Here is a 24,890-nt window from a genome sequence, read left to right on the forward strand (position 1 = left end):
CTCACCATTTATTGGTGATTTTATATCTATTAAATTTTCTTTGCTTATAATCCATTCTCCATCTAAAAGGTTTCCATAAACCTTTTCATCAGTACAAAACATCTCTACACCTCCGACATTAATTATTATTTAATTATTATTATACACTAATATTAAAAAAAATCCACACAATTCTGATAATTTAACTCAACTTTAATTTTTTATATCTAAACTTATCTTTTATCATTTTTATTTATATATACGCTTATTCAAAAAAAAAGTTATCTATCATTCTTAAATATATAAAATAAGTGATTGCCGTACAGACAATCACTTATTATTTTAAACTAAATATTTATTTGCTACTTCAGCAAATTTTTCTTTGTTATTTGCATACCATACTTTAAATGTTTCATTTACAGCTTCTAATTCTTTGTATAAATCAAATATGAAGTTTGGTATTTCCTCTTCTAACATATCTCCATATACTGTTCCTAATGCTGTATTTTCAACTTCAAATTTTCCACCAACATGTAATTCAAAACATTTTCTTGGTGCATCATTAACTCTTTTTGTTTTTCCAGTATAACCAATTTCACCTATTTCATGTACTCCACATGAGTTTCCACATCCTGATACATGTACTTTTGGTAATAAATCTTTAGTTATTCCTTCTTCTTTTAACTTTTTGATTATCATTTCTACTAATCCTTGGCTGTTTCCAATTCCTAATTGACATATTGGAACTCCAATACAAGAAACACTTTGCATAACTTCAAGTTCTCCACCTTTACCTTTAGTAAATGCTAAAACTTTATCTGCTTCTTCTCCATTTAAGTTTAAGATATATAATCCTTCATTCATTGTTATTCTGAATGATACTTCTTCCATTGGGTTAGTTAATTTTAATAACTCTCCTAAAACTTCAGTATCTAACATTCCTCTTTCAGGGTGGAAGTATACTGCATATAATCCATCCTGTTTTTGTTCTACTAATCTGCTATCTACAGTTGTAGTTTTAACTCCAGCCTTATTAACTTTTTTCTCTTCTATTGTTATGTCTAAGTTTAAGTTAGCTTTTACATCTGCAAAATGTTTTTTATAACATTCTATAAATGCTTCTTCTCCCATTCTTTCAACAATGTATCTTATTCTAGCTTTGTTATGATTTTCGTAATCACCTTCGGCTATAAACATTCTTGTAAGTCCTTCAACATGATAAACTACATCCATAGGGTCTACTAACTCTGGAAATTCAACTCCAACTCTTGGATTTCTTCCAAGTCCCCCTCCTATGAATAATCTAAACATATCTTTACCATTTTCTTTTACTGCAACAAATCCTAAATCAGTTGTTGTACAGTGTGGCTCATCATTAAAATCTGATGCCATAGCTATTTTTATTTTTCTTGGTAACTTGTATTGATTAACTTTTGCCATTATGTGCTCATTTACTTTTTCTGCATAAGGTCTTACGTCAAAAGCTTCATTTTTACTTACTCCTGCAAGTGGTGACATTGCAACGTTTCTTGGATAGTTTCCACCTGAACCTCTTGAATATATTCCGTAATCTAAAGCTTCTTCCATTAAATCACAAACCTCATCAATAGTCATTCCATGGAATTGTATTGCTTCTCTTGTTGTTGGATGAATCCATTCTCTTTTGTATTTTACTGCCCAGTCATATATTTGATTGAAATCTTCCTTTGATATAACTCCTGATGGTGTTTTTAATCTTATCATGAATTCTTTTCCGCCTCTGTGTGCATATGAACCCATTCCACCTGATAGCTTTTTAAATTGTGGTACTGTTAATTCTTTATTTAAGAATTTATGCCCATTTTCTCTGTACTCTCTTATTTCTTCTCTTAATACTTCTTTAAGCTCTTTGCTTACTAATTCTTTTTTCAAAACAATCACCTCTATATAAAATTTTATCCTTTTGGTTTTTATTAGTAAAATATATATCCCTTATATTAACAATATCTATTTACCTATTGATTTATCTTTCGTCTTTCTATAATTTTACCTATTCGTATTCTTAGATTATATAACATTTATCACACTATTATTTTTCAGAATTTTAAATCTTTTATAAAATAAGGAAATATTTTTATAGTTTTATAACATTCTTCTTTATTTTCTCTTCTGACTTAGCATTTTATCCCTTTAATTTATCGCTTTCTCAAAATTTTCAATTATATCATTAATATCTTCAAGCCCTAAAGAAACTCTAATTAAAGTATCTTTTATTCCAAGCTTTTCTCTTTCTTCTTTAGGAATTGCTGCATGGCTCATTTTTGCTGGATATGAAACTATTGTTTCAACACCACCAAGGCTTACCGCTACTACTATCTCCTCTATTGAGCTTAAAAACTTCTTTGTCTTTTCTATACTTTTAAATTCAAATGATAAAACAGCTCCTCCACCTGTTGCTTGTTCTATATGAATTTCTCTTCCATTATGTCCTTTTAAGGTTGGATAATAAACTTTTTCCACCTCTTCATTTTTTGATAACCATTCAGCTAATATATTTGCATTCTTTTGACTTTCTTCCATTCTTACCTTTAACGTCTTTATCCCTCTAATTACTAAAAAACAATCTTGTGGTCCAAGCACTGCTCCAAAAGTATTTTGTATTCCATAAATCTCTTTAGCTAAAGCTTCATCATTTGTTACAGCAAAGCCTGCAATAACATCACTATGTCCATTTAAAAATTTAGTTCCACTATGAACTACTATATCAATTCCAAGCTCTAAAGGTCTTTGAAAATATGGCGACATAAATGTATTATCTACTATACTTATTAAATTATTTTCTTTTGCAATTTTAACGCCTTCTTTTAAGTCAGTTATTTTTAAAAGTGGATTAGACGGTGTTTCTAAATATATTCCCTTTGTATTTTCTTTTATCGCTTCTCTTATTTTTTCACTATCTTCTTCATCTACAAAGGTAAACTCAATATTATATCTTGAAAATAATTTTGTAACTGCTCTATAAGTTCCACCATAAACATCTGCTGCAACTATAATATGGTCTCCACTTTTAAAAATACTTAGTACAGAACTTATTGCTGCCATTCCTGATGAAAAAGCATATCCATATTTTCCTCCCTCTATTTCTGCAATTAAACTTTCTAATGCCTTTCTTGTTGGATTTCCTGACCTTGCATAATCATATTCTCCAAAGTTTTCTATATCAAACTGATGAAATGTTGATGTTTGATATATTGGTGTATTTATTGCACCTGTTTCTTTGTCTAACAATCCATCTCCATGTAATAATTTACTTCCAAATCTCATAATTTTCTCCTCCTACAACACTCTTTTTAAATCATTTATTAAATCATTTATATCTTCAATTCCTATAGAAAGTCTTAAAAGACTTTCATCTACCCCAACTCTATTTTTTATATCTTCTGGAATATCTGTATGAGTTTGAGTAAATGGATAAGTTATTAAACTTTCAGTTCCTCCTAAGCTTTCTGCAAAAGATATTACTTTTAACTCTTCTAATATTTTAGGTACTAATCCTTTATCTACCTTAAATGAAATCATTGAACCAAAGCCTCTGCTTTGACTTTTATTTATCCCATATCCCTTATGACTTTCTAATCCTACATAATATACCTTCTCTACATTTTCATTATTTTGTAGCCATTTTGCTATTTCAAGAGCATTTTCCTGTGCTTTTAAAACTCTTATATGAAGAGTTTTTAAGCTTCTTAATAAAAGCCACGAATCCATAGGTGATAAAATTGCACCTGTCGACATTTGTATCATCCTTAAAGCTTCTTCTAATTTCTCATCTTTAACTATAATGAACCCTGCAAGAACATCATTATGCCCTCCTATAAACTTTGTACCACTATGAACTACTATATCTGCTCCAAGCTCTAATGGGTTTTGAAAATATGGTGTTAAAAATGTATTATCTACTATTAAAAGAATCCCCTTCTCTTTACATATCTCACTTATCTTTCTTATATCTGCCACTCTCATAAGAGGATTAGATGGTGTTTCTATAAAAATCGCCTTTGTATTTTCTTTTATATTTTTCTTAATAAGATTTATATCACAAGTATCTAAAAATGTGCTTTGAATATTAAAACCTTTAAAAGTATCATTAAATAATCTAAAAGTTCCTCCATATAAATCCTCTGAAATAATAAAATGGTCATTAGCTTTAAATAAATTTATACAGGCTGTTATTGCTGCAACTCCACTTGAAAAAGCTAAACTTCCACAACCTTTTTCTAATATTGCAATTGTTTTTTCTAATTCCTCTCTTGTAGGATTTTGTGCTCTAGAATACTCATATCCTGTACTCTTATATAATCCTGGATGCTTAAAGGTTGCACTTTGGTATATTGGATAACTTATTGCCCCTGTCCTTTCATCACCTAAGCTTGCACCTCTCACTAAATATGTTTCAATATTAAACTTTTCCATAATATTTTCCCCCTTATATAAAAATAAAGCATTGTCTCTTTTTAGGTCTTTGACAATGCTTTTATATTAATTATTTTCTCCATAGCAAACAAAACCTTTGTGTGCATATAGATTCTTCAGGCTAGTCCCTCATCTATTTAAAGTTTTATTTACTTATATATAACATCTTCTGGTTTTACATCATCACCATAAGCAGGCTTTAATGTTTTATCATAAGCTTCATTTAAGAATCCTTCTTTTGTTAACTTATCTAAATCTTCATTTATCCATTTTAAAAGTTCTTCATTACCTTTTTTAACTGCTGGTGCTATAGTATCTTGTCCTCCGAGCTCTTTTACTCCAACTTGGAATCCTTTATTTTCTCTTGCCCATGCAAATAATAATGTATTATCATGTGCAAGTGCATCACCTCTACCATCTTTTAATGCTTCAAAAGCTTCTGTATTATGGTCAAATTTTAAAAGTTCTATTTCTGGATAATTCTTAGTTAAGAAAGCATCTGCTGTTGTTCCTTTATTTACAATTACTTTCTTTCCTTTTAACTGCTCTACATCTGTAACCTTACCATCTTTTGACACAATTCCTAAAGAAACCTTCATATATGGATTTGTAAAATCTACTTTTTCTTTTCTTTCATCTGTTACTGTAAAGTTTGCTAATATAACGTCCACCTTATCTGATTGTAAATATTCAACTCTACTTGCTGCATCCACTAAAACAAATTCAACCTTTTCTTCATCTCCTAAAAGGTCTTTTGCAAGTCTTTTTCCTAAATAAACATCAAAGCCATCATTTTCACCTTTTTCATTTACATATCCAAAAGGTGGCTTATCACTAAACACTCCTATTTTTATTTTTCCATTTTCTTCTATCTTATCAATTGTGGACATCTCCTTGCTTTCACTTCCACATCCTGCAAACATTGCTGCTCCTAATAGAACTGTTGCTCCAATTGCCACTAATTTTTTTAACCTCTTCATTTTTAAATTCCCCCTTTTATTTTAAAATTTAAATATATTAAGAAACTCCCTTGCCCTTTCAGTTTTAGGATTTTCAAAAAATTCTTTCCCAGTTCCCTCTTCTGTTATCTTACCTTCATCAATAAATATTATTTTATCTCCCACAGCCTTTGCAAAATCCATTTCATGAGTAACTATAACCATAGTCATTCCTTCCTTTGCAAGCTCTAAAATAACATCTAAAACCTCTCTAACCATTTCAGGGTCAAGTGCCGCTGTTACTTCATCAAATAACATTAACTTAGGCTTCATACATAAAGCCCTAACTATTGCAACTCTTTGCTTTTGCCCTCCTGATAACTCTCTTGGCATACTATCTCTTTTTTCATAAAGACCAATTCTCTTTAATAATTCGTCAGCCTCCTTAATTACCTCAACTTTATCTCTTCCCTGTCCTTTAACTGGTCCTAAAATAATATTATCAATAACCTTCATATGAGGAAAAAGCTCATAACTTTGAAAAACCATACCTATTTTCCCTCTTATTTTAGCCCAATTTTCTATTTTCTCTAGTCCATTATCATCATCAAAAAAGATTTCTCCTTCCTGTATCTCCTCTAATCCATTTAAACATCTTAAAAAAGTACTCTTTCCACATCCTGAAGGACCCAGTATAACTACTACTTCACCTTTATTAACCTCTAAATCAATACCCTTTAAAACTTCAAGATTTTTAAAACTCTTCTTTAAGCCTTTTACCTTTAAAATCAGTTTACTCATACTCAATCTCCTATTAATAACTTAACTTTTTACTTACTTTCTTTGCTATTATGGATAATGGATAACAAACAATAAAATATAGAATAAATATAAATCCATATACAAAGAAGGATGCCGTTGGTGCATTTAAAAGTGATACTTCAATTATTTGTTGTCCCACTTTAACAACCTCCACTACACCTATCAAAACTACTAAGGAAGTTGTCTTAATCATTCTTGTAGATAAATTTATTCCTCCTGGTATTACAACTCTTATTGCTTGTGGAATCAAAATATATCTATAAATTTTAGCCTTACTTAACCCTAAGCTAACTCCTGCTTCTAATTGATTTTTAGGAATAGACTCTATTGCACCACGAACCAAATCACCCATTTCTGCTATTCCCCAAAGTGAAAATATAATTATTGAAACTGTCTTCGCTTCAAAATGAACATTTAATATATTAGCTACTCCAAAGTACCCAATAAAAAGCCATACTAAAATAGGGATTATTCTCATAGCCTCTAAATAAATTCGCCCTATCCCTCTTATTATTTTTGATTTAAGAGTTAATAAGCATCCAAATAAAGTTCCAATTATAATTGCTATTATTACAGAAACAAAAGCAATCTGTATAGTTACAAGTAGCCCTTCAAAAATTCTTTCTAAATTATTCCCTGCAAATAAAACCTTATAATCATCATTAAACATACTTCATCCTCCTTTCAATCAAGCTTGCTCCTATTGAAATTGGAAGAAGAATTATAAGATAAAAGAAAACTAACATTGTTAATGCTTCACTTGTCTTATAGTACATTCCAATAATATCCTTTGTTAAAAACATTAAATCTGCAACTGCAATACATCCAACAATAGATGTCTCTTTAATTAAAAATAATATATTTGCAAGAAGACCTGGTATTGCTAAAGATAAAGCTTGTGGAAAAACAATATATCTATATATTTTAAACTTACTCAAACCTATACTTAAACCAGCTTCCTCCTGTTCCTTTCTAACTCCCTCCAAAGCTCCTCTAAAAACTTCAGTCATATAACTTCCCCCTAAAAAAGTTAATCCAATCACTCCACACATAAATCCACTAATAGTTAAGCCAACCTTAGTCAATCCATAGTAAAGAAAAAATAGCTGAATCAACAAAGGTGTGTTTCTTGAAACTTCTACATACATCTTTACAACTCTGCTAAATCCCTTAACCTTAAAAAATAAAATATTACTAAATATAATTCCTATAACAACAGAAAATATAATTCCTAAAACACCAAGCTCCAAGGTTATAACAGTTGCATCAATAAACTTCGGTATCTGCTCAACCATAAAATCAATATCCAAAACCTCACCCTCCTTATCCGACTATTCTGATAAACTTTCTTTAGATAATTATATTTATATCCTACAAAACAACCAATTTCCATTTAATACCATTAAAAAGAAATGTAATTATTTTCTTTCCAAAATCCTCTCACTACCTTTCATTTACTCACTTTCTAAAACTTACAAAATAAAAACAATTTTAAAAATTTGTCTCTGAAACTCCCACGCCTTTTAGCGATGGGCTTTCCGCACACTTCTGTAAAATTGAATATAAAAAAACTGGCCTAAGCCAGTTTCTACTAAAATTTTCAATTCTTAATTTTTCATTATTAATTAATTATAAATTCTTCCTTCTCTTTCAAAATGCTCAAGCTCTGTTATTGCAAGTGCAGCTGCTCCAAGCACTCCTGCTCTTCCTCCAAGCTCTGCTTTCTTTACAACGCAGTGCTCTCTTACAGGTTTTAATGCTCTTCTTTGAATTTCTTCGTTTATTTTTTCAAATACGATGTCTCCACCATTTGAAACTCCTCCACCTAATATTAAAACATCTGGGTCATATGAGTTTGCTAAGTTTGCGAAAAGAATTCCTAAGTATGATAAAGCTTCATCTAAAATTTCTTTTGAAACCTTGTCCCCTTTAGCTGCTTCTTCAAATACTTCTTTAGCTGTTACAACTTCATGATTTTTAAGTGATGTTATTGCATTACTTTTTATTGCTTCATTTGCAGTTCTTGCTATAGCAGTTCCTGATGAAAGACCTTCTACACATCCTCTGTTTCCACATCCACATCTTCTTCCATGAATGTTTACAGTAGTATGTCCTATTTCTACTGCATTTGATGTGCTTCCTCTAAATATTCTTCCATTTAGAACAGCTCCACCACCAACACCAGTACTTGCTGTTACATATACCATATTAGTTGTTAATTTTCCTGCTCCAAATAAGAACTCTCCAAGTGTTGCTGCATTTGCATCATTATCTAAAAATACATTTGTATCATACACATCTTTTACGGCTTTAACTATATTAAAGTTCTTAAATGGTAAATTTGGTGTCTCAACAATAAGTCCATTTTTAACATCTAATGGTCCTGGTGAACCTATTCCAATTGCTAATATATCTTTTATATCCATATCTCCTAAAACTGCACTTATAGTTCCATTTATATTTTCAACTATTTTATCTACACCTTTTTCGGCTTCTGTTTTAACTTCTTTTTCTTTAAATATTTTTCCTTCTTCATTCACTAATGCAGTGTAAATTTTAGTTCCCCCTAAATCTACTCCAATATAGTATCCTTTTTTCATTACTTTCACCTCATATAATAGAATTTATTTTTTAATTTTTAAAACGACTACATACCTTTACTTATTTATTATAAACTACAATTTGACTTTTAAAAACATACTTCTATTAATTTCTGAAATCTTTATAATTTTCAAACATTTTATTCCACTCTTATTCTTCCATATAACTTTGTTAATAGATAAATTTCTTCACTTAATTCTTCAGTTAAGCTTCCTTTCTCTATTCTCCATTTCCAATTTCCTTCTGCCTTTGCTGGTGTATTCATTCTTCCTTCAGCTCCAACTTCTAAAAAATCTTGCATCATCCCTATTACTAAATCACATTTCGAGCTCCATAATCCTTTTACAAATCCCTTAACATCTCCATTTTTTATATTAAAATAATTACAAGCTTTATTTACTTCATCTTTATTCCATGTATCAAACCATTCTTTTGTAGTTCCGTTATCATGTGTGCCTATATAACCAACACTATTTTTCTCATGATTATATGGTAAATAAACATTATCCTCTCCTCCAAAGGCAAACTGTAAAACCTTCATTCCTGGAAATCCTGATTCTTCTAAAAGTATTCTAACCTCATCAGTTAACGTTCCTAAATCTTCTGCAATAATATTAACCTCTCCAAGCTCTTCTCTTATCGCCTTAAATAATTCTATTCCTGGTCCCTTTCTCCATACTCCATTTACTGCACTCTTTTCCTCTTCTAATATTTCATAATAACTTTCAAAGCCTCTAAAATGGTCTATTCTTACTATGTCATACATTTTAAAGCTTCTTTTTATTCTATTTATCCACCACTTAAACTTATCCCGCTTCATTTCTTCCCAATCATAAATAGGATTGCCCCAAAGTTGTCCTAGCTCTGAAAATGCATCTGGTGGACATCCTGCTACTACGCCCTTTTTGAACATATTAACATTACTCCACATATCAGCACTATCACTTGCTACATATATAGGCAAATCCCCCATTATTTCAATGCCTCTTGCATTTGCATATTCCTTTAACTCCATCCATTGCTCAAAAAATTTATATTGTAGAAAAATATAATATTCTATATCTTCCTTTAATTTTTCTTTATAAAATTTCATCTCTTCTTTTTCACGCTTCTTTATCCCTTCATCCCATTCTTTCCATCCCTTTAAATTAAAATGTTTTTTTACTGCCATATATAAGCTATATTCTTCTATCCAATCTTTATTTTCTTCTTTAAATTCTATTAGTTTATCTCTATCTTTAAAGCCTTTAAAAGCCTTCCTCAATAGCTTTTCTCTCTCTACAAATATTTTCCCATAATCTATAGATTCTTCATCCTGTCCAAAATCTATACCTATAAAATCACTTTGCTTTAATAGTTTTTCTTCTTGTAATCTTTCTAAACTTATTAAATTAGGATTACCTGCAAAGGCTGAAAAACATTGATATGGTGAATCTCCATACCCTGTATGCCCTAAGGGTAATATTTGCCAAACCTTTTGCCCACTATCTGCTAAAAAATCTATAAAGCCAAAAGCCTCATCTCCCATAGACCCTATTCCAAAATTATTTTGTAATGAAGATATGTGCATTAGTATTCCACTTCTTCTCATAAATCTTCTCCTTTTATCTTTTCTTTTACTTTATTAATATTCATTGACTATATATAATTTCATAAATTCCCCATTCTAATATTTTATTTTTAAAATGGATATAATATTTCTTACAGAAACTTTTATTTCTTAAATTTTATTTATACAGGAGTGATTTTATGATAACTAATAACTTTGTAGATTTATTTTTAAAAAACATGTTCACACTTGATGATGCCTACGGCTTTGCAAGTCATAATACTACTATTAAATTTTCTGCTTTAATCTCTACATTAAAAAATGTAACTTTATCACAATCTACTATTGATAAAAATCTTCATTCTATAAAAACATCCTTTGATATTGATTCACCTTTCCAAAAGGAACACGCTTTAATTTTAGCTACTCTTTTAAATATAAACTCTAACCTTTCATTGGAAAATGTTAATACTACCTTTAATCAACTAGAATCAACTTTTTCAACAAACAACTTTTTAGCTCTTTCCTCTGAAATTTTAAATTTTTATTGTGACAATTCAAAAATATCAAATTCAATTCCTAAAATAAAATCTACCTATGATTTATTTAAAAAGAGACATTGGTTTATAACAGGCCCTGAAGATATTAGCATCTGCACCCTATTTTCAATAACCTTTGATGACACACTTCCTAAAATTACTGAAACTGAAAAATGTTATAACTATCTAGAAAAAGTAAAATATTTTCCTAGCAGTTACGTTCAATCCCTTTCCCAAGCACTTGTCTTTAGTAATTCAGACATAGATACTCGTTGTCTTTCTGCAATCAAGCTTCAAGGGCTTTTTGAAAGGCAAAATTATATTATACGAAATGAAGCACTACCTATCTTAGGCTTTGCCTCAATTAGTACAGACAACTTTGACGAATTTATCAATCACTTTATCGCCATTCATACAACTTTAAACAATAATACTCGTTTTAAGACTTACAAGTTAAAAGAAGAAATTAACTATATCATCTCACTCTCTTTAACTATTTTAGATTTCACAAATAATGCTTCTATTTTAGACCCCTTAATAGTATTTTTATTAAACATCTGTACCCATGAAACAAATTCTTTTACTGAAAATATAATCAACAAACTTTTTTTAGATTAAAAAAATCCATTTGATAAAATTTTTTATCAAATGGATTTTCTTTATTCAAAAGTTCCTTTAACTAAAACTTCTTTATTTTCTATCATTTTTTTACCTAATGCTATTACAGTATCTATTTCTAAAGTTTCCTTATCTAATAAAACTATATCTGCATCTTTAGCTACATCTATTCTACCTTTATCTCCAAGCTTTAAAACTTTTGCTGGATTTTCTGTAATAACTTTTATGGCTTTTTCTAGTGGTATCTTTTGTGTTAAAACAGCTTTTCTTACTTCATCATATAAGCTTTCAACACTACATATCCCAAGTCCTACAAGCTTTCCTTCATCATCAAATACTGGCATACTTCCATTCCCATCTGATGTAAAAGTAATATTATCTATAGATACTCCTTTATCTAATAAATATTTCAACCCTTCTGATGCTAGTACTTCTCCTTCTTCTAAATGCTCTGGGTCTGCACTAGTTGTTAAGTCCACATATCCTCCAGCTTTTGCCCAATCTATTCCTGCCTCTAAAAGTTCCTTTGTTCTACACATATGTGTTGGCGAAACTTGACTTGCTGGTATTTCACTTTTTTCAAGCATTTGAAATAAATATTCAAGTTTTCTAGCTCCTCCACCTAAATGTACATTTACAATTCCTGCTTTTCCTGAAAGAAGTCCTCCAACTCTTGTTTGAGCCACTGTATTTATAAATTGGTCTAAAGTTGGAGCAGAACTTCTATGATCTGATAAAGCTATTTCTCCTACACCTATAACTTCTTCTATAAGTAATAAGTCCCCCTTTATGCTATCTGTCATTGTTTTTACTGGTATATCATAAGAACCAGTATAACAATATGCTGTAATCCCTTCAGCTTTTAAAGCTTTCACTTTAGCTAAAAGACTTCTCATACTTCTACATACACCATCTGTTCCTAAGCATCCAACTGCTGTGGTTATTCCTGCATTTGTTAATTTACTTAATGAAAGTTCTGGTGTTCTTGTTCTGTAACCACCTTCACCACCACCACCAAGAAGATGAACGTGTGCATCTATAAATCCTGGCACTAAGATTTTCCCATTACCTTCTATAACCTCAACTGTTAAAAACTCTTTTGGTACTTCTAAATTTTCATAAATTCCTTCTATTTTATCACTAACTATACATACATCCTTTTTTCCTAAATATTCTGGAGCATAAACCTCAACATTTTTTATAATTTTTATCATTCCTACACTTCCTTAAGTTTACTTCTCCATTATTTTGCTCATATTTGTATTATTATATATAGATGATGTAAAATTTGTTTTTAATTTTTTTGCATAACCTTTGGCATTAGTTAAGTTTCCTTTTTTATCATTAAGTAAAGCTAATCTATATAAAACTTCTTCTGCATAGGCTCCCTCTGCAAACTCTTTTTCATATATTGATAAATTTTCTATTGCATCATCTATGTTTTCCAAGCCTTCTTCTGTTAATGCTAGGTAATACAGTATGTGCTCATATACGTATATTTCTTTTCCATATATGCTTCCTTTTATCAACTCTTCTCTTGCCTCTTTAAGATTTTTATCATTATAAAGTTCTTGCCCTCTTTTATAAAACTCTACTGCACCATCTTTTTTTAATAATTTTAGTCCTTCTTCAAAAGCCTTTTTTTCTTCTTCGCTTTTTAATTCTTCAATTTTTATATCTTTTATTTTTTCTCTTATCTCATCAAAGTTTTTTCTTTCAATATCCTTCTTTAATTCTTTTACATCTATTTTTTTTTCTATTTTTTCTTCTACTTTTTCAGTAACTACTTTTTTTTCTGTTTGCTCTACACTCTGATTCTTTTGATTTTTACCTATTAAATTAACACTTACTATGCAAATAAAAATTATAGCTACTCCACTTAAAGTTATCCCCATTTTTCTTTTATCAAATCTAAACTTATCCCCATTTTTATAAACAGAGTTTAACTCTTTTCTTATTTTTAATACCTCTGAGCAATTTTTATCCACATCTAAAACTTTATTTATGTACTTTCTGCACATTTCATATTCACCTTTTTTTAGAAAGCAAAATGCTATTGCAGTATTTACTCTTATGCAATTGAAATCACTTTCTTTACATTCTAATAAAAGCTCTATTGCATCTGAAATTTCCAATCTCTCTAAACATTTTTTTGCTTTTATATAAGCTTCTAACCTTTGTTCATCTCCAATGGAATCTTTAATATAATTTTTAGCTAAATTATCATCATTAACTTCTTTATTAATTTTCCAAGCAGTTATAGCTTCTTCAAGCTTCCCTTGTTGGTATAAAATTAACCCTTTTAAATTCAATACTGGTGCAAACTTCAAGCTTTCACTAATGCACTCTTCACATACCTGTAAAGCTTTATTTAACTCTCCACTTATATATAACTTTAATGCTTTATTATAATTTTCCTTTACCCTTTTACTCATTTTCCCTATATTCCTCCATAAATTAAAAGCCCTAATATCCCTGAAATACCTATACATAAAATAGGATTTACCTTCTTATAAATCACTAAAAATCCTATTATTACCCCAATAAATATACTTGTCCCACTCATATATGAAACTTTAGCTAAATCTAAAAATGCTTTCACAATAAGTGCCACTAATACTGGTCTCATTCCAATTAATGCACCTTTTATAAACTCATTTTCTTTAAACTTCTTTAAAAATTTTGATACTATTAGTACTAATATTAAAGAAGCAGTAACTACTCCTACTGTTGCAAAAACAGCTCCAAGTATTCCTTGTACTTTTACCCCAACAAAGGTTGCTGAATTTATTGCTATTGGTCCCGGTGTCATTTGTGAAATTCCAACTATATCTAAAAATTCTCCAATTCCTATGAACCCATTGTTTTCTATTATTTCTTTTTGCATAAAAGGTAGCATTGCATATCCACCACCAAAACTAAATGCTCCAATTTTAAAAAACACTAAAAAAAGCTTAATTAAAATCTCCATATGCTACCCCCTATTTTTATAAGTTATTCCACCATAAATTGCAAAAACACCTAAAACAATTATTGGATTTATATCAATTATTAATAAACCTATTGCTATTAAAAAAATAACTATATTTTCTTTATTCTTTTCAACATTTTTAGAAATACTTAAAACCCCTGCAAGTACTAATACTGGAACTCCTGAATTTATCCCATTAAAAATTGCATTTACATATACATTATCTCTTATACTCATAAATAAAGTAGCAACTAACAAAATAATTAAAAAAGATGGAAGTGCTACTCCAAGAAGTGCTGCAACTGCTCCCTTAACTCCATAAAGATTATTTCCTACAAATAAAGAACAATTAACAGAAATTGCACCTGGCAAACTTTGTGATACTGTTAATATATCTAAAAAATCTTCCTTATCTACCCAACATCTTTTATTTACCACTTCATCTTCAATCAATGGAATCATTGCATATCCTCCACCAAAAGTGAAAGCTCCTATTTTAAAAAAACTACTAAATACATCTAATAAATCTTTCATCCGTCCTCCTATATAATATTATTTTATCACTTATACATATTTTATTCACCCTTTAGACATATATAGAATAAAAAAAACTCGTTTTATTACTAAAACGAGTTTTTTCCTATATTTAAATCTTATTCTTGTTCTAACATTATTTTTTTAGCACCTAAGATTGATGATGCACTCATTGAGAATTCATCTAATCCATAAGAAACTAATGTAGCTATAGCTGCTTCATCTCCAGCCATTTCTCCACACATTCCACACCATTTTCCGTGCTTGTGTGCTCCATCAATAGTCATTTTTATTAATCTTAATACTGCTGGATGCATTGGGTTGTAAAGGTATGATACCTTTTCACTCATTCTGTCTGCAGCTAAAGTATATTGGATTAAGTCATTTGTTCCTATTGAGAAGAAATCAACGTGTTTAGCTAATTCATCAGCCATTACTGCTGCTGCTGGAATTTCAACCATGATACCCCATTGAATAGCATCTGAGTATTCTTTTCCTTCAGCTTTTAATTCAGCTTTACATTCTTCAACAACTTCTTTTGCTTGTTCAAATTCTTGAATTCCTGAAATCATTGGGAACATTACTGCTAATTTTCCATAAACTGATGCTCTTAATAAAGCTCTTAATTGAACCTTGAATAATTCTTTTTTATCTAAACAAAGTCTTATTGCTCTGTATCCTAAGAATGGATTCATTTCCTCTGGTAATGGTAAGTAAGGTAAAGTCTTATCTCCACCAATATCAAGAGTTCTTATAACAACTTGACCTTTCATATTTTCTAAAACATATTTATAACTTTCAAATTGCTCATCTTCAGTTGGAGCATTATCTCTATCCATGTATAAGAATTCTGTTCTGAAAAGTCCTACTCCGTCTCCACCGTTAGCTATAACTGCTTTAACGTCTTCTGGCTTTCCTATGTTTCCACAAACTTCAATTCTCTTACCTGATTTTGTAGTTGTTTTAACATCTATAAGTTTCTTTAATTCTTCTTGCTCTGCCATGAATTTTTCTTTTTTAGCTGTATACTCTTCAATAGTAGCTTGGTCTGGGTTAACTATTGCTACACCTTCAATACCATCAACTATAATCATGTCTCCAGTTTTAACAGCTTCTGTTATGTTTCCTAAACCTACGATTGCAGGAATTTCTAAAGTTCTAGCCATGATAGCTGAGTGTGAAGTTCTTCCTCCAATGTTTGTTAAGAAAGCAACAACTTTGCTTCTATCTAATTGTGCTGTATCAGAAGGAGTTAAGTCAACTGCAACTACAATAGTGTTGTTTTCAGTTATAGAGAATGCATCTCCACCTTTTCCTGCTAAGTTTGCAATTATTCTTTTTGATACGTCTTTTATGTCTGCTGCTCTTTCTCTCATGTAAGCATCATCCATTGATTCAAAAATCATTACAAATGTATTAGTAACAGTGTCAACTGCTTTCATAGCATTTAATGAATTGTTTTCTATTTCCATAGCCATTTGACCAGTGAATTCTGGATCATCTAAAAGTGTAATGTGTGCTTCGAAAACTTCTGCCTTTTCAGCTCCCATTTCTTTCATAGCTTTTTCTTTAATTTTTTCTAATTGTACTCTTGATGCGTCTAAAGAAGCTTGTAATTTCGCTTTTTCGCCTTCTACATCTGTTATTTTCTCATCTGTTATTATAATTTCTTCATGCTCTTGTAAGAATACCTTTCCTATTGCATATCCTTTTGAAGCTGCGATACCTTTAATCATAGTTTAAATCCTCCTCTAATTATGGATCTTACTGCAAGTCCATAAAACATCTCACTTTTACCTTGTTCGTAAAACTTTATTAATATTTCATTGATAACTTTTACACGCCCAAGTGAACCTAATTAATTATAACATAAATCTTTGTTTTGTTAACACCTTATGAAATTTTTTTCTTTATTATTTTTATCATTTAGTCTTTTTTTTAGACTTTTATTTCTTTTTTTCGACTTTTTCTCTTTTTTTAACTTGATGAAAAATATACTAATTTTATTTCTTTTTTTTAGACTTTTTAATATATCTCTCATTCTTTTCATAACTTTATTAAAATTTTATCTTATATAACTATGAATTTATATCAACTTCTTAATTTAATATTTTTGAACGCCTTTTTAATTTTTATAACATTTTAAGATATTTTTTTAATCTCACTCTATTGTATTTTTTTGCCAAAAGTGATATCTTCTGTATATACACTTGTAAACTTTCTATGTTTACACTTATTAAAAAGGAGTTGTTTTTATGAATATAGATTTTAAAAGTCAAATAACTAAATTAAAAAAAGAAAAAAACTTTCTTATTTTAGCTCATTATTATGTTTCAGATGAAATTCAAGAATTAGCTGATTTTGTAGGTGATTCATATTATTTAAGTAAACTTTGTATGGATAGACCTGAAGAAAAAATCTTATTTTGTGGTGTTTCTTTTATGGGTGAAAGTGCTAAAATTTTATCTCCTGAAAAATCTATTCATCTTCCAGATTTAGATTCTAGATGCCCTATGGCAGACATGTCTTCTGTTGATGAGATTTTAGAAGCTAGAGAAAAAATACCTGATTTAGCAGTAGTTACTTATATTAATTCAACCTCTGAGGTAAAGCAGTACTCTGATGTTTGTGTTACTTCTTCTAATGCAGTGCACGTTATTTCTAAATTAAAAGAAAAAAACATATTTTTTATTCCTGATAAAAATTTAGGATACCATTTAAGCACCCTGATAAAAGATAAAAATTTTCATTTTAATCGTGGCTTCTGCCCTGTTCATAACTATATGTGTGGTGATGATGTATTAAAAGCAAAGGAACAGTTTCCACAATCTGAAGTTGTTTCACACCCTGAATGTCCTAAAGATGTACTAGGTCTTTCTGATTTTATTGGTAGCACTTCTGAAATAATTGATTTTTGTACAAATTCATCCTCAACTGATTTCATAGTTTGTACTGAAATTGGAGTATTTTATGAATTAAAACTTAAAAATCCTAGTAAAAATTTTTATTCAATTAATGATATGCAAATTTGTCCTAATATGAAAAGAATAACACTTGAGAAAGTTTATAATACTTTGCTTTTAGAAAATAATGAAGTTATCCTATCCCCTTCTATTATCAATAAATCTAAACGTGCATTAACTCTTATGCATACTTTAGCTTAGAGGCTTTTATGGAGTATGATGTTGTAATAGTTGGTTCTGGAATTTCAGGCTTATACTCAGCGCTTTGCTTATCTTCTGATTTAAATATACTGCTCATTACCAAATCAAATATTAGAGACAGTAATTCTTTTTTAGCTCAAGGTGGAATTTCTGTCTTACGTAACTCATTAGATTTCGATTTGTTTTTAGAAGATACTTTAAAAGCTGGGCATTTTAAAAACGACTTAAATGCAGTTTCAAAACTTATAAGTTCTTCTACTTCTGAAATAAGTAACTTACTTAATTTAGGTGTCTCTTTCAATAAAAATTCTGATAGCTTTGATTTTGCAAAAGAAGGGGGGCATAGCATTAATAGAATACTTCACTTTAAAGATTCTACTGGTGAAGAAATTATAAATAAGCTTATTTATAAAGTAACCTCAAGAAATAACATTCAAATTCTAGAACATACTACGGTCATTGATTTAATTATTAAAAATAATACTTGCTTTGGAGTAACTATCAATAGATTTAATGAAAATGATTTTATATTTTCTAAAGCTACTATTTTAGCAACTGGTGGAATTGGTGGGATTTTTAATGCTAGTACAAACTTTCAGACTTTGACTGGCGATTCTTTAGCATTTTCTTTAAAATACAATATTTCTCTTAAAGATATTTCCTATATACAAATTCATCCCACAGCTTTGCATTATGAATCTAAAGAAAATCGTAGATTTCTAATATCAGAAGCACTTCGTGGCAAAGGTGCTTATCTTCTAAATTCCAATTTAGAAAGATTTGCAGATGAACTGCTCCCAAGAGATATTCTTTCTGATTTAATTTTTAAAGAAATGCAGTTAACCAATTCCGACTTTGTTTATTTAGATGCTACTCATTTAGATGCCGATTTATTGAAAAATCATTTTTCTACCATATATAAAACTTGTTTATCTTATGGCTTTGATTTAACAAAAGACTTAATACCAGTTTCTCCAACACAGCATTATTTTATGGGTGGTTTAAAGGTTGACTTAAACTGTAAAACTTCTACTACAAACCTATTTGCTTGTGGTGAAACAGCTTGTACTGGAGTTCATGGCAAAAATAGACTTGCAAGTAACTCTTTACTTGAGGCTATAGTCTTTTCTCACTCTTTAGCTAACTATTTAAATACACATATAAATAACATTCCACTTACTAAAATTAAATATGAATTTAATAACTCTATAGATGTACACTCTGTGATTAATCTTATAAAAAAGGAGGCTCCTAATTTAAATGAACAACTTTTTAGATTTTAACACTATTGACCCTTATCTTAAATTAGCTTTAAAAGAGGATATTCCTAATCTTGATATATCATCTCACTCTATTTTAGATAACCATACTTTAGCTTCTTGTGATTTAATTTGTAAAGAAGACGGAATTCTTTGTGGACTTTCTGTTTTTCAACGTGTTTTTGAATTGTTTGGTAATGTATCTTTTGAGAAATTCTTTTCTGACGGTGATACCATAAATTCTGGCGATCTTATTTGCAAAATTGAGGCTACTGCTTTAAATATTCTTTCAGCTGAAAGAACAGCCTTAAATTACCTTCAACGTATGAGTGGAATCTCGACTTTAACTAATAAATTCATTCTTTCTATGAATAAAGAATCTAAAACAAAGCTTTTAGATACAAGAAAAACCACTCCAAATATGCGTATTTTTGAAAAGTATGCTGTAAGAGTTGGTGGTGGTAAAAATCATAGATTTAATTTGTCAGACGGTGTGATGCTTAAGGACAATCATATCCAAGCCGCTGGTGGGATTTCAAATGCAATTACACTTGCTAAGAAACACGTAGATATAACTAAAAAAATAGAAGTTGAAGTTGAATCTTTAGATATGGTTGTAGAAGCTTTAGATGCAAAAGCAGATATAATTATGCTTGATAATATGGATATTCCTACTATAAAAGCTGCTATAAAGTTAATACAGGATAAAGCTCTCATAGAGATTTCAGGAAATGTTTCATTAGATACTATCTATGAACTTTCTTCCTTAAATGCCGACTTTATTTCCTGTGGTGCATTAACTCATTCAGCTAAAATTTTAGATTTTTCACTAAAAAACTTAAAATTATTATAAAAAAAGAAACTGACATAGTCAGTTTCTTTTTTTATAAGTCATCTATTAATGTTGCAGCTTTTGCATAAGCTGTTGATTTTGCTTCAAAGAAGTCAGTTTTTACTGAGTTTGCATCTGATTGTCTATCAACCCACTCTGCAGGATTATTTTCATATCCTCTATATAACTTTTGAAGCCCTATAGCTTCTAATCTCATATTTCCAAGGTATTTTATATAATCTTCGATAAGCTTTTTATTTATCCCTTGAACTCTATCACCAATTACGTAGTGTCCCCATTCAATTTCATTATCTACACCAGTTTTCATCATTTGTCTTAGTTCTTCTTTTAATTCTTCTGTAAATAATTCTGGTTCTTCTTTTTGAAGCTCTCTTATAATACTTCTGAATAACCAAAGTTGTGTATTTTCATCTCTGTTTATATATCTTATCTCTTGTGCTGAACCTGGCATTTTACCATTTCTCTCTAGGTTATAAAGAACCTATTTTTTAATTACTCCACTTTTTAAAATTTAACTTTAACTCTTTGTAATTTACTTCTCCAAGGTTTCCATAAAAAATATAGAAATATTATAGTTGCTATACTATGTACTAAATCAAATATAAAGCTTGATATATACAATCCTAAGAATGATTGTACTGTAACGTCATATATATAAGAAATAGCCGTAAAAATATTCATTATCCATCCAAATAAAAACCCGCTTACTCCACCTAATATACAAGCTTGTTCTTTTGTTTTATTCTGTCCTTTAAGTAAACTTCCACTAATAAATCCAACTGCTCCCCACGCAAACATTTGCCATGGAGTCCAAGGTCCTTGTCCAAAAAATAAATTTGATGCTAATGCCGAAATTATTCCTGTTAAAAAGCCTGCCTCTGCTCCAAAAACACTTGCTGTTATTATAATTATTGCCGATGTCGGTTTAAAACTTGGAATGGGTGCAAATATAACTCTTCCAATAGCTGCAATTGATGCCATAACTGCAATTGGTACCCACTCTCTCGCCTTAGGCTTTTTCATTTCATATTTCATTAGAAATGGAAATATGGCTAATAATATAAAAATTATACTTAAAACACCATAACTTCTATTATCATACGCACTATGTACTGCTAACATTATCGGATAAATACAAGCAAGTACTACTATACATATTATTTTTCTATTTTTTACACTATATTTTTTCTGCATAATTCAACCACATCTCCACAACTTATTGCTTCAATAAAAAATTCTCTACTAATTTTATTTGCCACTGTTGTATAAAAACTATTCCCACCAAAAAATTCTTTCGGATTACTTTCTGAAACTATTTCTCCATCAAAAAACATTCCGCATCTATCACTATATTTTGCTGCAAATTCTATATCATGCGTAACCATAACAATAGTTATGCCCTCATTCTTTAATTCATTTAAGAGTTCTCCTATTTCTTCTTTTGCGTCTACATCCAATCCTTTTGTGGGTTCATCTAATAATATTATTTTAGGATTTAATAATAGCACTTTGCATAAAGCAGCTCTTTGAGTTTCTCCACCACTTAAATCATAAGGATGTTGCTTTAATAGCTTACTTATATTTAGTCTTTCACTTAAAGTTTCAATCTTCTTTTCAGCTTCTATTAAATCAACTTTATCTCTCATCATTCCTTCTAAAAAATCTTCTTTTAATGTATCCATAACAAATAATGCTTGTGGATTTTGTGGTAGAAAAACTAATGTTTCTTTGTATAGTAAATTCCCTTTATATTTTTTTATATTTTTCCCATCAATAACTACTTTTCCTTTATTAGGTTTTAAATAATTTGCTATAATTCCTAATGTTGTACTTTTTCCTGTACCATTACCTCCTAAAATACAATAAACCTCTCCCTTTCCTATATTAAGAGAGACACTATTTAATATCTGCTTTGAATTCTTTTCATACTTAAAACAAACATCTCTTAATTCAATAATAGGATTTTCCACACTCTTTTTCTGTGTTTCTAATTTAGTCTTTACATCTTCTAATTTTTCTATATATCTTTTTTCAATTCTTTTTCTCACATACCGCTTTCCTTCTCTAACAGTTAATGGAATATGATTTTCTATATTTGTTTCTATCTCTTTATATATTTGTGCTGCTGTCGGTAATGATTTTACAAATGAAACTTTTCTATCTATTAAATACTTTGCAACTTCTTGAGCATTTCCTATTTTTCCAATCATTCCATCTTCTATGTATATTACTTTGTCCACTTCTGAATATATAGACTCAAGATTATGCTCCGTTATAATTATAGTAATCCCAAGCTCTTTGTTTATTCTTGCTATATTATCTAAAAACTCTTTTGCTGCGATAGGATCTAATTGTGAAGTCGGCTCATCTAATATAATCACTTTTGGTTGCATTACTATTATACTAGCTAAGTTAAGAAGCTGTTTCTGTCCTCCTGACAATTCATTTACATTTTTTCTAAACCAATTTTCAATTCCAAAAAAACTACTCATCTCTGCTACTCTTCGTCTGATAATTTGAGTATCCACCCCTAAATTCTCCAAACCAAATGCTAATTCATGATAAACCTTTTCTGTAACTATCTGCGTATCTGGATTTTGGAATACATATCCTATACCTTCTGCTGTTTCAAGTAAAGACCAGTCTAAAATATTTTTATTTTTAAAAATCACTTCTCCCTCTCGCTCTCCATTTACCCATAACTCTGGCTTAAAGTGTCTTAGTAGTGTACTCTTTCCACATCCTGATTTTCCACATACTAAAACAAACTCACCTTCCTCTATATCTAAGTTTATATTATTCAAAACTTTCTCTTCTGAATTCGGATAACTAAAACTTAACCCATTTACTTTAATCATCTTATCTTCTCCCTTTTGTTAACTCTAATATACTTGGTAAAATCCCCATTAATAAAAAACTTGTATATGTCATAATTGAATTAATTTTAAAAACTATTTTTTCTATCTGTGGATAAAATTCTAAACTCGTTACACCACTTTTATATCCTAAAACTAAAATAACTACATTTATTATTAAAACCGCTAACATAATCTTATCTCTTCTTCTTATCTTAAATAATGAAAATCGACTTCTTTTTTTAACTCCATATCCTCTTGCCCTCATAGAATTAGTAGTTTCTACTGCATCTTCTAAAGCCCATGTTACTAATATAGATACTATCCTCATACAACTTTTTGCTCTATTAATTAAACTACCATTTTTACAATCAATTCCTACACTTTTCTGTGCCCTACTTATTACTTTAGTTTGATTTATCAATTTAGGCATTAATCTTAATGCCATATTAACCATCAATGCTACTGATGGTAATATTCCACCAAAAATATATAAAAACTTTTCAGATGTTATTACTTCATTATACGAACAGAACCAAAGCATTATAGCTAATATCATTCCTCCAGAACAAACTCCATACAATAATGCTTCAACGGTTATAGGATTACCCTTTAAATAAAAAAGTACTGTCATTCCTCTGTGGGTAAATAATGCATTTACTAAAATTATACCTATAGCTGAAACCATTCCTATTTTAAATAATTCTAATGCTTTTTCTTCATTTAATATTGTTGCATAAACAATGCTTGATATAAGCGATATTCCAACAAATATCGGATGCATAAAAAACATTGTTCCACCTATCATTACTATAAAATATAAAAAGCTTACACTTGGATGATAACTCCCTAATTCACTTTCCATTTTCACAACATTTCCTCCTCTGTAGCATAAAAATATTTTTATCAATTAACCTTCTATTTCTATATTTAAAAAGCTAATATATAAAAATATTTAAAAGGGAATTATAAAAATCATAATTCCCTTTTATGTTTTATCTTACTGGTGCACCTAAATCTCTTCCTAAATCGCAAGTATAATTAAAAGTAATTTTATCTCCATCCTTTACCTTATACGCTCCTACACCATAGTTTGGATATACTCCATTTACTGAATACATCCATCCACTAAATTTTCCACAATCAAATTCATAAAGATTATCTATACCTTCTATATAAATAGCACTTCCACCCCCCGTATATTCCATGTGTAATTTTGTTTTTTGTATAACTTTCATCAATATATCAAAAACTGTTTCGCCTTCTTTAATTTCCACTTTTTGTTCTCCTAAAAGAACTCCATTTGCCGGTATATGTGTAAATCCACTTTCTTTGTTAATCCCATATTCAACTGCTTTTTGTGCATTTATGCTAATGCTTACTTCCTTCTTTTTTGGCACTTCTACTTTTTGCTCATTTTCTTGATTATTCTCTTTTGATGTTTCTTCATCATCTTTTTTTGCAACTTCTTTTTCATCGTTAACTTTAATTTCATTCTCATTGTTAACTTTAATTTCTTTTTCTGCTTCTTTATTTTTCTCGCCCTTCTCTGTGTCTCCTATCTTCTCTACCTTCTCTACCTTGTCCTGAGCACCAATGTTCTCCGTATCTTTTTGTTTATCTATTTCGTCTTTATTTTCTCTTTCTAAAATAATCTTTTCATTTTCAGTGCTCATTTGACTGTTTTGATTCAACCCAAATGCTATCCCTACACATGCTATAGCACATACTAAAAATAATATTATTTTTTTCATTA

The 24,890-nt window shown here is 29.6% G+C and carries 22 protein-coding genes and 1 pseudogene; 4 read left to right on the plus strand and 19 right to left on the minus strand.

All coding sequences use genetic code 11. From position 1 onward, the window contains the following. Nucleotides 1-321: 321 nt before the first annotated feature. The 9 genes from ACRC28_RS06770 to malQ form a co-directional block, all read right to left on the minus strand. On the minus strand, nt 322-1,890 hold the full coding sequence (locus ACRC28_RS06770; RefSeq protein WP_438542689.1) for a nitrite/sulfite reductase: 1,569 nt from the start codon (nt 1,888-1,890) through the stop codon (nt 322-324). Between the two features lie 258 nt (nt 1,891-2,148). Further along, nucleotides 2,149-3,282 (minus strand): trans-sulfuration enzyme family protein, encoded by a 1,134-nt coding sequence (locus tag ACRC28_RS06775; protein ID WP_438542690.1) that lies wholly within the window; start codon nt 3,280-3,282, stop codon nt 2,149-2,151. Between the two features lie 12 nt (nt 3,283-3,294). Further along, a complete protein-coding gene (locus ACRC28_RS06780) occupies nt 3,295-4,431 on the minus strand; it encodes a trans-sulfuration enzyme family protein (RefSeq protein ID WP_438542691.1) in 1,137 nt (378 codons plus the stop codon). 149 nt (nt 4,432-4,580) lie between these two features. Further along, on the minus strand, nt 4,581-5,411 hold the full coding sequence (locus ACRC28_RS06785; RefSeq protein WP_438542692.1) for a cysteine ABC transporter substrate-binding protein: 831 nt from the start codon (nt 5,409-5,411) through the stop codon (nt 4,581-4,583). A gap of 21 nt (nt 5,412-5,432) precedes the next feature. Then, nucleotides 5,433-6,170 carry an amino acid ABC transporter ATP-binding protein gene (locus tag ACRC28_RS06790; protein ID WP_438542693.1) on the minus strand — a complete coding sequence of 246 codons (738 nt, stop codon included), beginning with the start codon at nt 6,168-6,170 and terminating at the stop codon, nt 5,433-5,435. Between the two features lie 13 nt (nt 6,171-6,183). After that, on the minus strand, nt 6,184-6,861 hold the full coding sequence (locus tag ACRC28_RS06795) for an amino acid ABC transporter permease (RefSeq protein ID WP_438542694.1): 678 nt from the start codon (nt 6,859-6,861) through the stop codon (nt 6,184-6,186). Continuing rightward, nucleotides 6,854-7,501 (minus strand): amino acid ABC transporter permease, encoded by a 648-nt coding sequence (locus ACRC28_RS06800; RefSeq protein WP_438542695.1) that lies wholly within the window; start codon nt 7,499-7,501, stop codon nt 6,854-6,856. Before ACRC28_RS06800 ends, ACRC28_RS06795 begins: the two co-directional genes overlap by 8 nt. Nucleotides 7,502-7,816: 315 nt before the next feature. After that, on the minus strand, nt 7,817-8,791 hold the full coding sequence (locus tag ACRC28_RS06805; RefSeq protein WP_438542696.1) for an ROK family protein: 975 nt from the start codon (nt 8,789-8,791) through the stop codon (nt 7,817-7,819). Between the two features lie 140 nt (nt 8,792-8,931). Beyond that, a complete protein-coding gene (malQ, locus tag ACRC28_RS06810) occupies nt 8,932-10,383 on the minus strand; it encodes a 4-alpha-glucanotransferase (protein ID WP_438542697.1) in 1,452 nt (483 codons plus the stop codon). A 158-nt stretch (nt 10,384-10,541) separates the two neighbouring features. Here malQ and ACRC28_RS06815 point away from each other — a divergent pair, with 158 nt between their 5' ends. After that, complete coding sequence (locus ACRC28_RS06815; protein ID WP_438542698.1) at nt 10,542-11,498, plus strand: DUF4003 family protein; 957 nt, start codon at nt 10,542-10,544, stop codon at nt 11,496-11,498. A gap of 41 nt (nt 11,499-11,539) precedes the next feature. Here the strand turns inward: ACRC28_RS06815 and iadA are convergent, their stop codons facing one another. The 5 genes from iadA to ptsP form a co-directional block, all read right to left on the minus strand. Then, nucleotides 11,540-12,712, minus strand: coding sequence for a beta-aspartyl-peptidase (iadA, locus tag ACRC28_RS06820; RefSeq protein ID WP_438542699.1), 1,173 nt, complete (start codon nt 12,710-12,712; stop codon nt 11,540-11,542). An 18-nt stretch (nt 12,713-12,730) separates the two neighbouring features. Continuing rightward, nucleotides 12,731-13,933: a tetratricopeptide repeat protein gene (locus ACRC28_RS06825; protein WP_438542700.1), complete on the minus strand. Its 1,203-nt coding sequence runs from the start codon at nt 13,931-13,933 to the stop codon at nt 12,731-12,733. A gap of 5 nt (nt 13,934-13,938) precedes the next feature. After that, nucleotides 13,939-14,469 carry a chromate transporter gene (locus tag ACRC28_RS06830; protein ID WP_438542701.1) on the minus strand — a complete coding sequence of 177 codons (531 nt, stop codon included), beginning with the start codon at nt 14,467-14,469 and terminating at the stop codon, nt 13,939-13,941. A 3-nt stretch (nt 14,470-14,472) separates the two neighbouring features. Further along, nucleotides 14,473-15,003, minus strand: coding sequence for a chromate transporter (locus ACRC28_RS06835; RefSeq protein ID WP_438542702.1), 531 nt, complete (start codon nt 15,001-15,003; stop codon nt 14,473-14,475). Between the two features lie 119 nt (nt 15,004-15,122). Next, nucleotides 15,123-16,739, minus strand: coding sequence for a phosphoenolpyruvate--protein phosphotransferase (gene ptsP, locus ACRC28_RS06840; protein ID WP_438542703.1), 1,617 nt, complete (start codon nt 16,737-16,739; stop codon nt 15,123-15,125). A gap of 519 nt (nt 16,740-17,258) precedes the next feature. Here ptsP and nadA point away from each other — a divergent pair. The 3 genes from nadA to nadC are packed head-to-tail and all read left to right on the plus strand — an operon-like array spanning nt 17,259 to nt 20,279. Then, nucleotides 17,259-18,167, plus strand: coding sequence for a quinolinate synthase NadA (gene nadA, locus ACRC28_RS06845; protein ID WP_438542704.1), 909 nt, complete (start codon nt 17,259-17,261; stop codon nt 18,165-18,167). Nucleotides 18,168-18,175: 8 nt separating this feature from the next. After that, a complete protein-coding gene (locus ACRC28_RS06850; RefSeq protein WP_438542705.1) occupies nt 18,176-19,450 on the plus strand; it encodes an L-aspartate oxidase in 1,275 nt (424 codons plus the stop codon). After that, the gene (gene nadC, locus ACRC28_RS06855) at nt 19,428-20,279 is read left to right on the plus strand and encodes a carboxylating nicotinate-nucleotide diphosphorylase (protein ID WP_438542706.1); all 852 of its coding nucleotides are present in this window, start codon (nt 19,428-19,430) and stop codon (nt 20,277-20,279) included. Before ACRC28_RS06850 ends, nadC begins: the two co-directional genes overlap by 23 nt. A gap of 31 nt (nt 20,280-20,310) precedes the next feature. Here the strand turns inward: nadC and ACRC28_RS06860 are convergent. The 5 genes and pseudogenes from ACRC28_RS06860 to ACRC28_RS06880 form a co-directional block, all read right to left on the minus strand. Beyond that, nucleotides 20,311-20,754 (minus strand): annotated as a pseudogene (locus ACRC28_RS06860) (ribonucleotide-diphosphate reductase subunit beta); the annotation flags it as partial. Between the two features lie 29 nt (nt 20,755-20,783). Next, a complete protein-coding gene (locus ACRC28_RS06865) occupies nt 20,784-21,473 on the minus strand; it encodes an ECF transporter S component (RefSeq protein WP_438542707.1) in 690 nt (229 codons plus the stop codon). Further along, nucleotides 21,452-23,137 carry an ABC transporter ATP-binding protein gene (locus ACRC28_RS06870; protein WP_438542708.1) on the minus strand — a complete coding sequence of 562 codons (1,686 nt, stop codon included), beginning with the start codon at nt 23,135-23,137 and terminating at the stop codon, nt 21,452-21,454. Before ACRC28_RS06870 ends, ACRC28_RS06865 begins: the two co-directional genes overlap by 22 nt. Before the next feature lies 1 nt (nt 23,138). Next, nucleotides 23,139-23,999, minus strand: coding sequence for an energy-coupling factor transporter transmembrane component T (locus ACRC28_RS06875; RefSeq protein WP_438542730.1), 861 nt, complete (start codon nt 23,997-23,999; stop codon nt 23,139-23,141). 130 nt (nt 24,000-24,129) lie between these two features. Further along, nucleotides 24,130-24,888, minus strand: coding sequence for a DUF4430 domain-containing protein (locus tag ACRC28_RS06880; RefSeq protein ID WP_438542709.1), 759 nt, complete (start codon nt 24,886-24,888; stop codon nt 24,130-24,132). Nucleotides 24,889-24,890: the final 2 nt, after the last annotated feature.

The organism is Clostridium sp., assembly GCF_051650885.1.
GTDB lineage: Bacteria > Bacillota > Clostridia > Clostridiales > Clostridiaceae > Clostridium.

Bases quoted from the DNA above. Each gene is read 5' to 3' on its own strand.
- ACRC28_RS06775 (WP_438542690.1), bottom strand. From the start codon at position 3,282: ATGAGATTTGGAAGTAAATTATTACATGGAGATGGATTGTTAGACAAA.
- ACRC28_RS06780 (WP_438542691.1), bottom strand. From the start codon at position 4,431: ATGGAAAAGTTTAATATTGAAACATATTTAGTGAGAGGTGCAAGCTTA.
- ACRC28_RS06785 (WP_438542692.1), bottom strand. From the start codon at position 5,411: ATGAAGAGGTTAAAAAAATTAGTGGCAATTGGAGCAACAGTTCTATTA.
- ACRC28_RS06790 (WP_438542693.1), bottom strand. From the start codon at position 6,170: ATGAGTAAACTGATTTTAAAGGTAAAAGGCTTAAAGAAGAGTTTTAAA.
- ACRC28_RS06795 (WP_438542694.1), bottom strand. From the start codon at position 6,861: ATGTTTAATGATGATTATAAGGTTTTATTTGCAGGGAATAATTTAGAA.
- ACRC28_RS06805 (WP_438542696.1), bottom strand. From the start codon at position 8,791: ATGAAAAAAGGATACTATATTGGAGTAGATTTAGGGGGAACTAAAATT.
- malQ (WP_438542697.1), bottom strand. From the start codon at position 10,383: ATGAGAAGAAGTGGAATACTAATGCACATATCTTCATTACAAAATAAT.
- ACRC28_RS06815 (WP_438542698.1), top strand. From the start codon at position 10,542: ATGATAACTAATAACTTTGTAGATTTATTTTTAAAAAACATGTTCACA.
- iadA (WP_438542699.1), bottom strand. From the start codon at position 12,712: ATGATAAAAATTATAAAAAATGTTGAGGTTTATGCTCCAGAATATTTA.
- ACRC28_RS06825 (WP_438542700.1), bottom strand. From the start codon at position 13,933: ATGAGTAAAAGGGTAAAGGAAAATTATAATAAAGCATTAAAGTTATAT.
- ACRC28_RS06830 (WP_438542701.1), bottom strand. From the start codon at position 14,469: ATGGAGATTTTAATTAAGCTTTTTTTAGTGTTTTTTAAAATTGGAGCA.
- ACRC28_RS06835 (WP_438542702.1), bottom strand. From the start codon at position 15,003: ATGAAAGATTTATTAGATGTATTTAGTAGTTTTTTTAAAATAGGAGCT.
- ptsP (WP_438542703.1), bottom strand. From the start codon at position 16,739: ATGATTAAAGGTATCGCAGCTTCAAAAGGATATGCAATAGGAAAGGTA.
- nadA (WP_438542704.1), top strand. From the start codon at position 17,259: ATGAATATAGATTTTAAAAGTCAAATAACTAAATTAAAAAAAGAAAAA.
- ACRC28_RS06850 (WP_438542705.1), top strand. From the start codon at position 18,176: ATGGAGTATGATGTTGTAATAGTTGGTTCTGGAATTTCAGGCTTATAC.
- nadC (WP_438542706.1), top strand. From the start codon at position 19,428: ATGAACAACTTTTTAGATTTTAACACTATTGACCCTTATCTTAAATTA.
- ACRC28_RS06865 (WP_438542707.1), bottom strand. From the start codon at position 21,473: ATGCAGAAAAAATATAGTGTAAAAAATAGAAAAATAATATGTATAGTA.
- ACRC28_RS06870 (WP_438542708.1), bottom strand. From the start codon at position 23,137: ATGATTAAAGTAAATGGGTTAAGTTTTAGTTATCCGAATTCAGAAGAG.
- ACRC28_RS06875 (WP_438542730.1), bottom strand. From the start codon at position 23,999: ATGGAAAGTGAATTAGGGAGTTATCATCCAAGTGTAAGCTTTTTATAT.
- ACRC28_RS06880 (WP_438542709.1), bottom strand. From the start codon at position 24,888: ATGAAAAAAATAATATTATTTTTAGTATGTGCTATAGCATGTGTAGGG.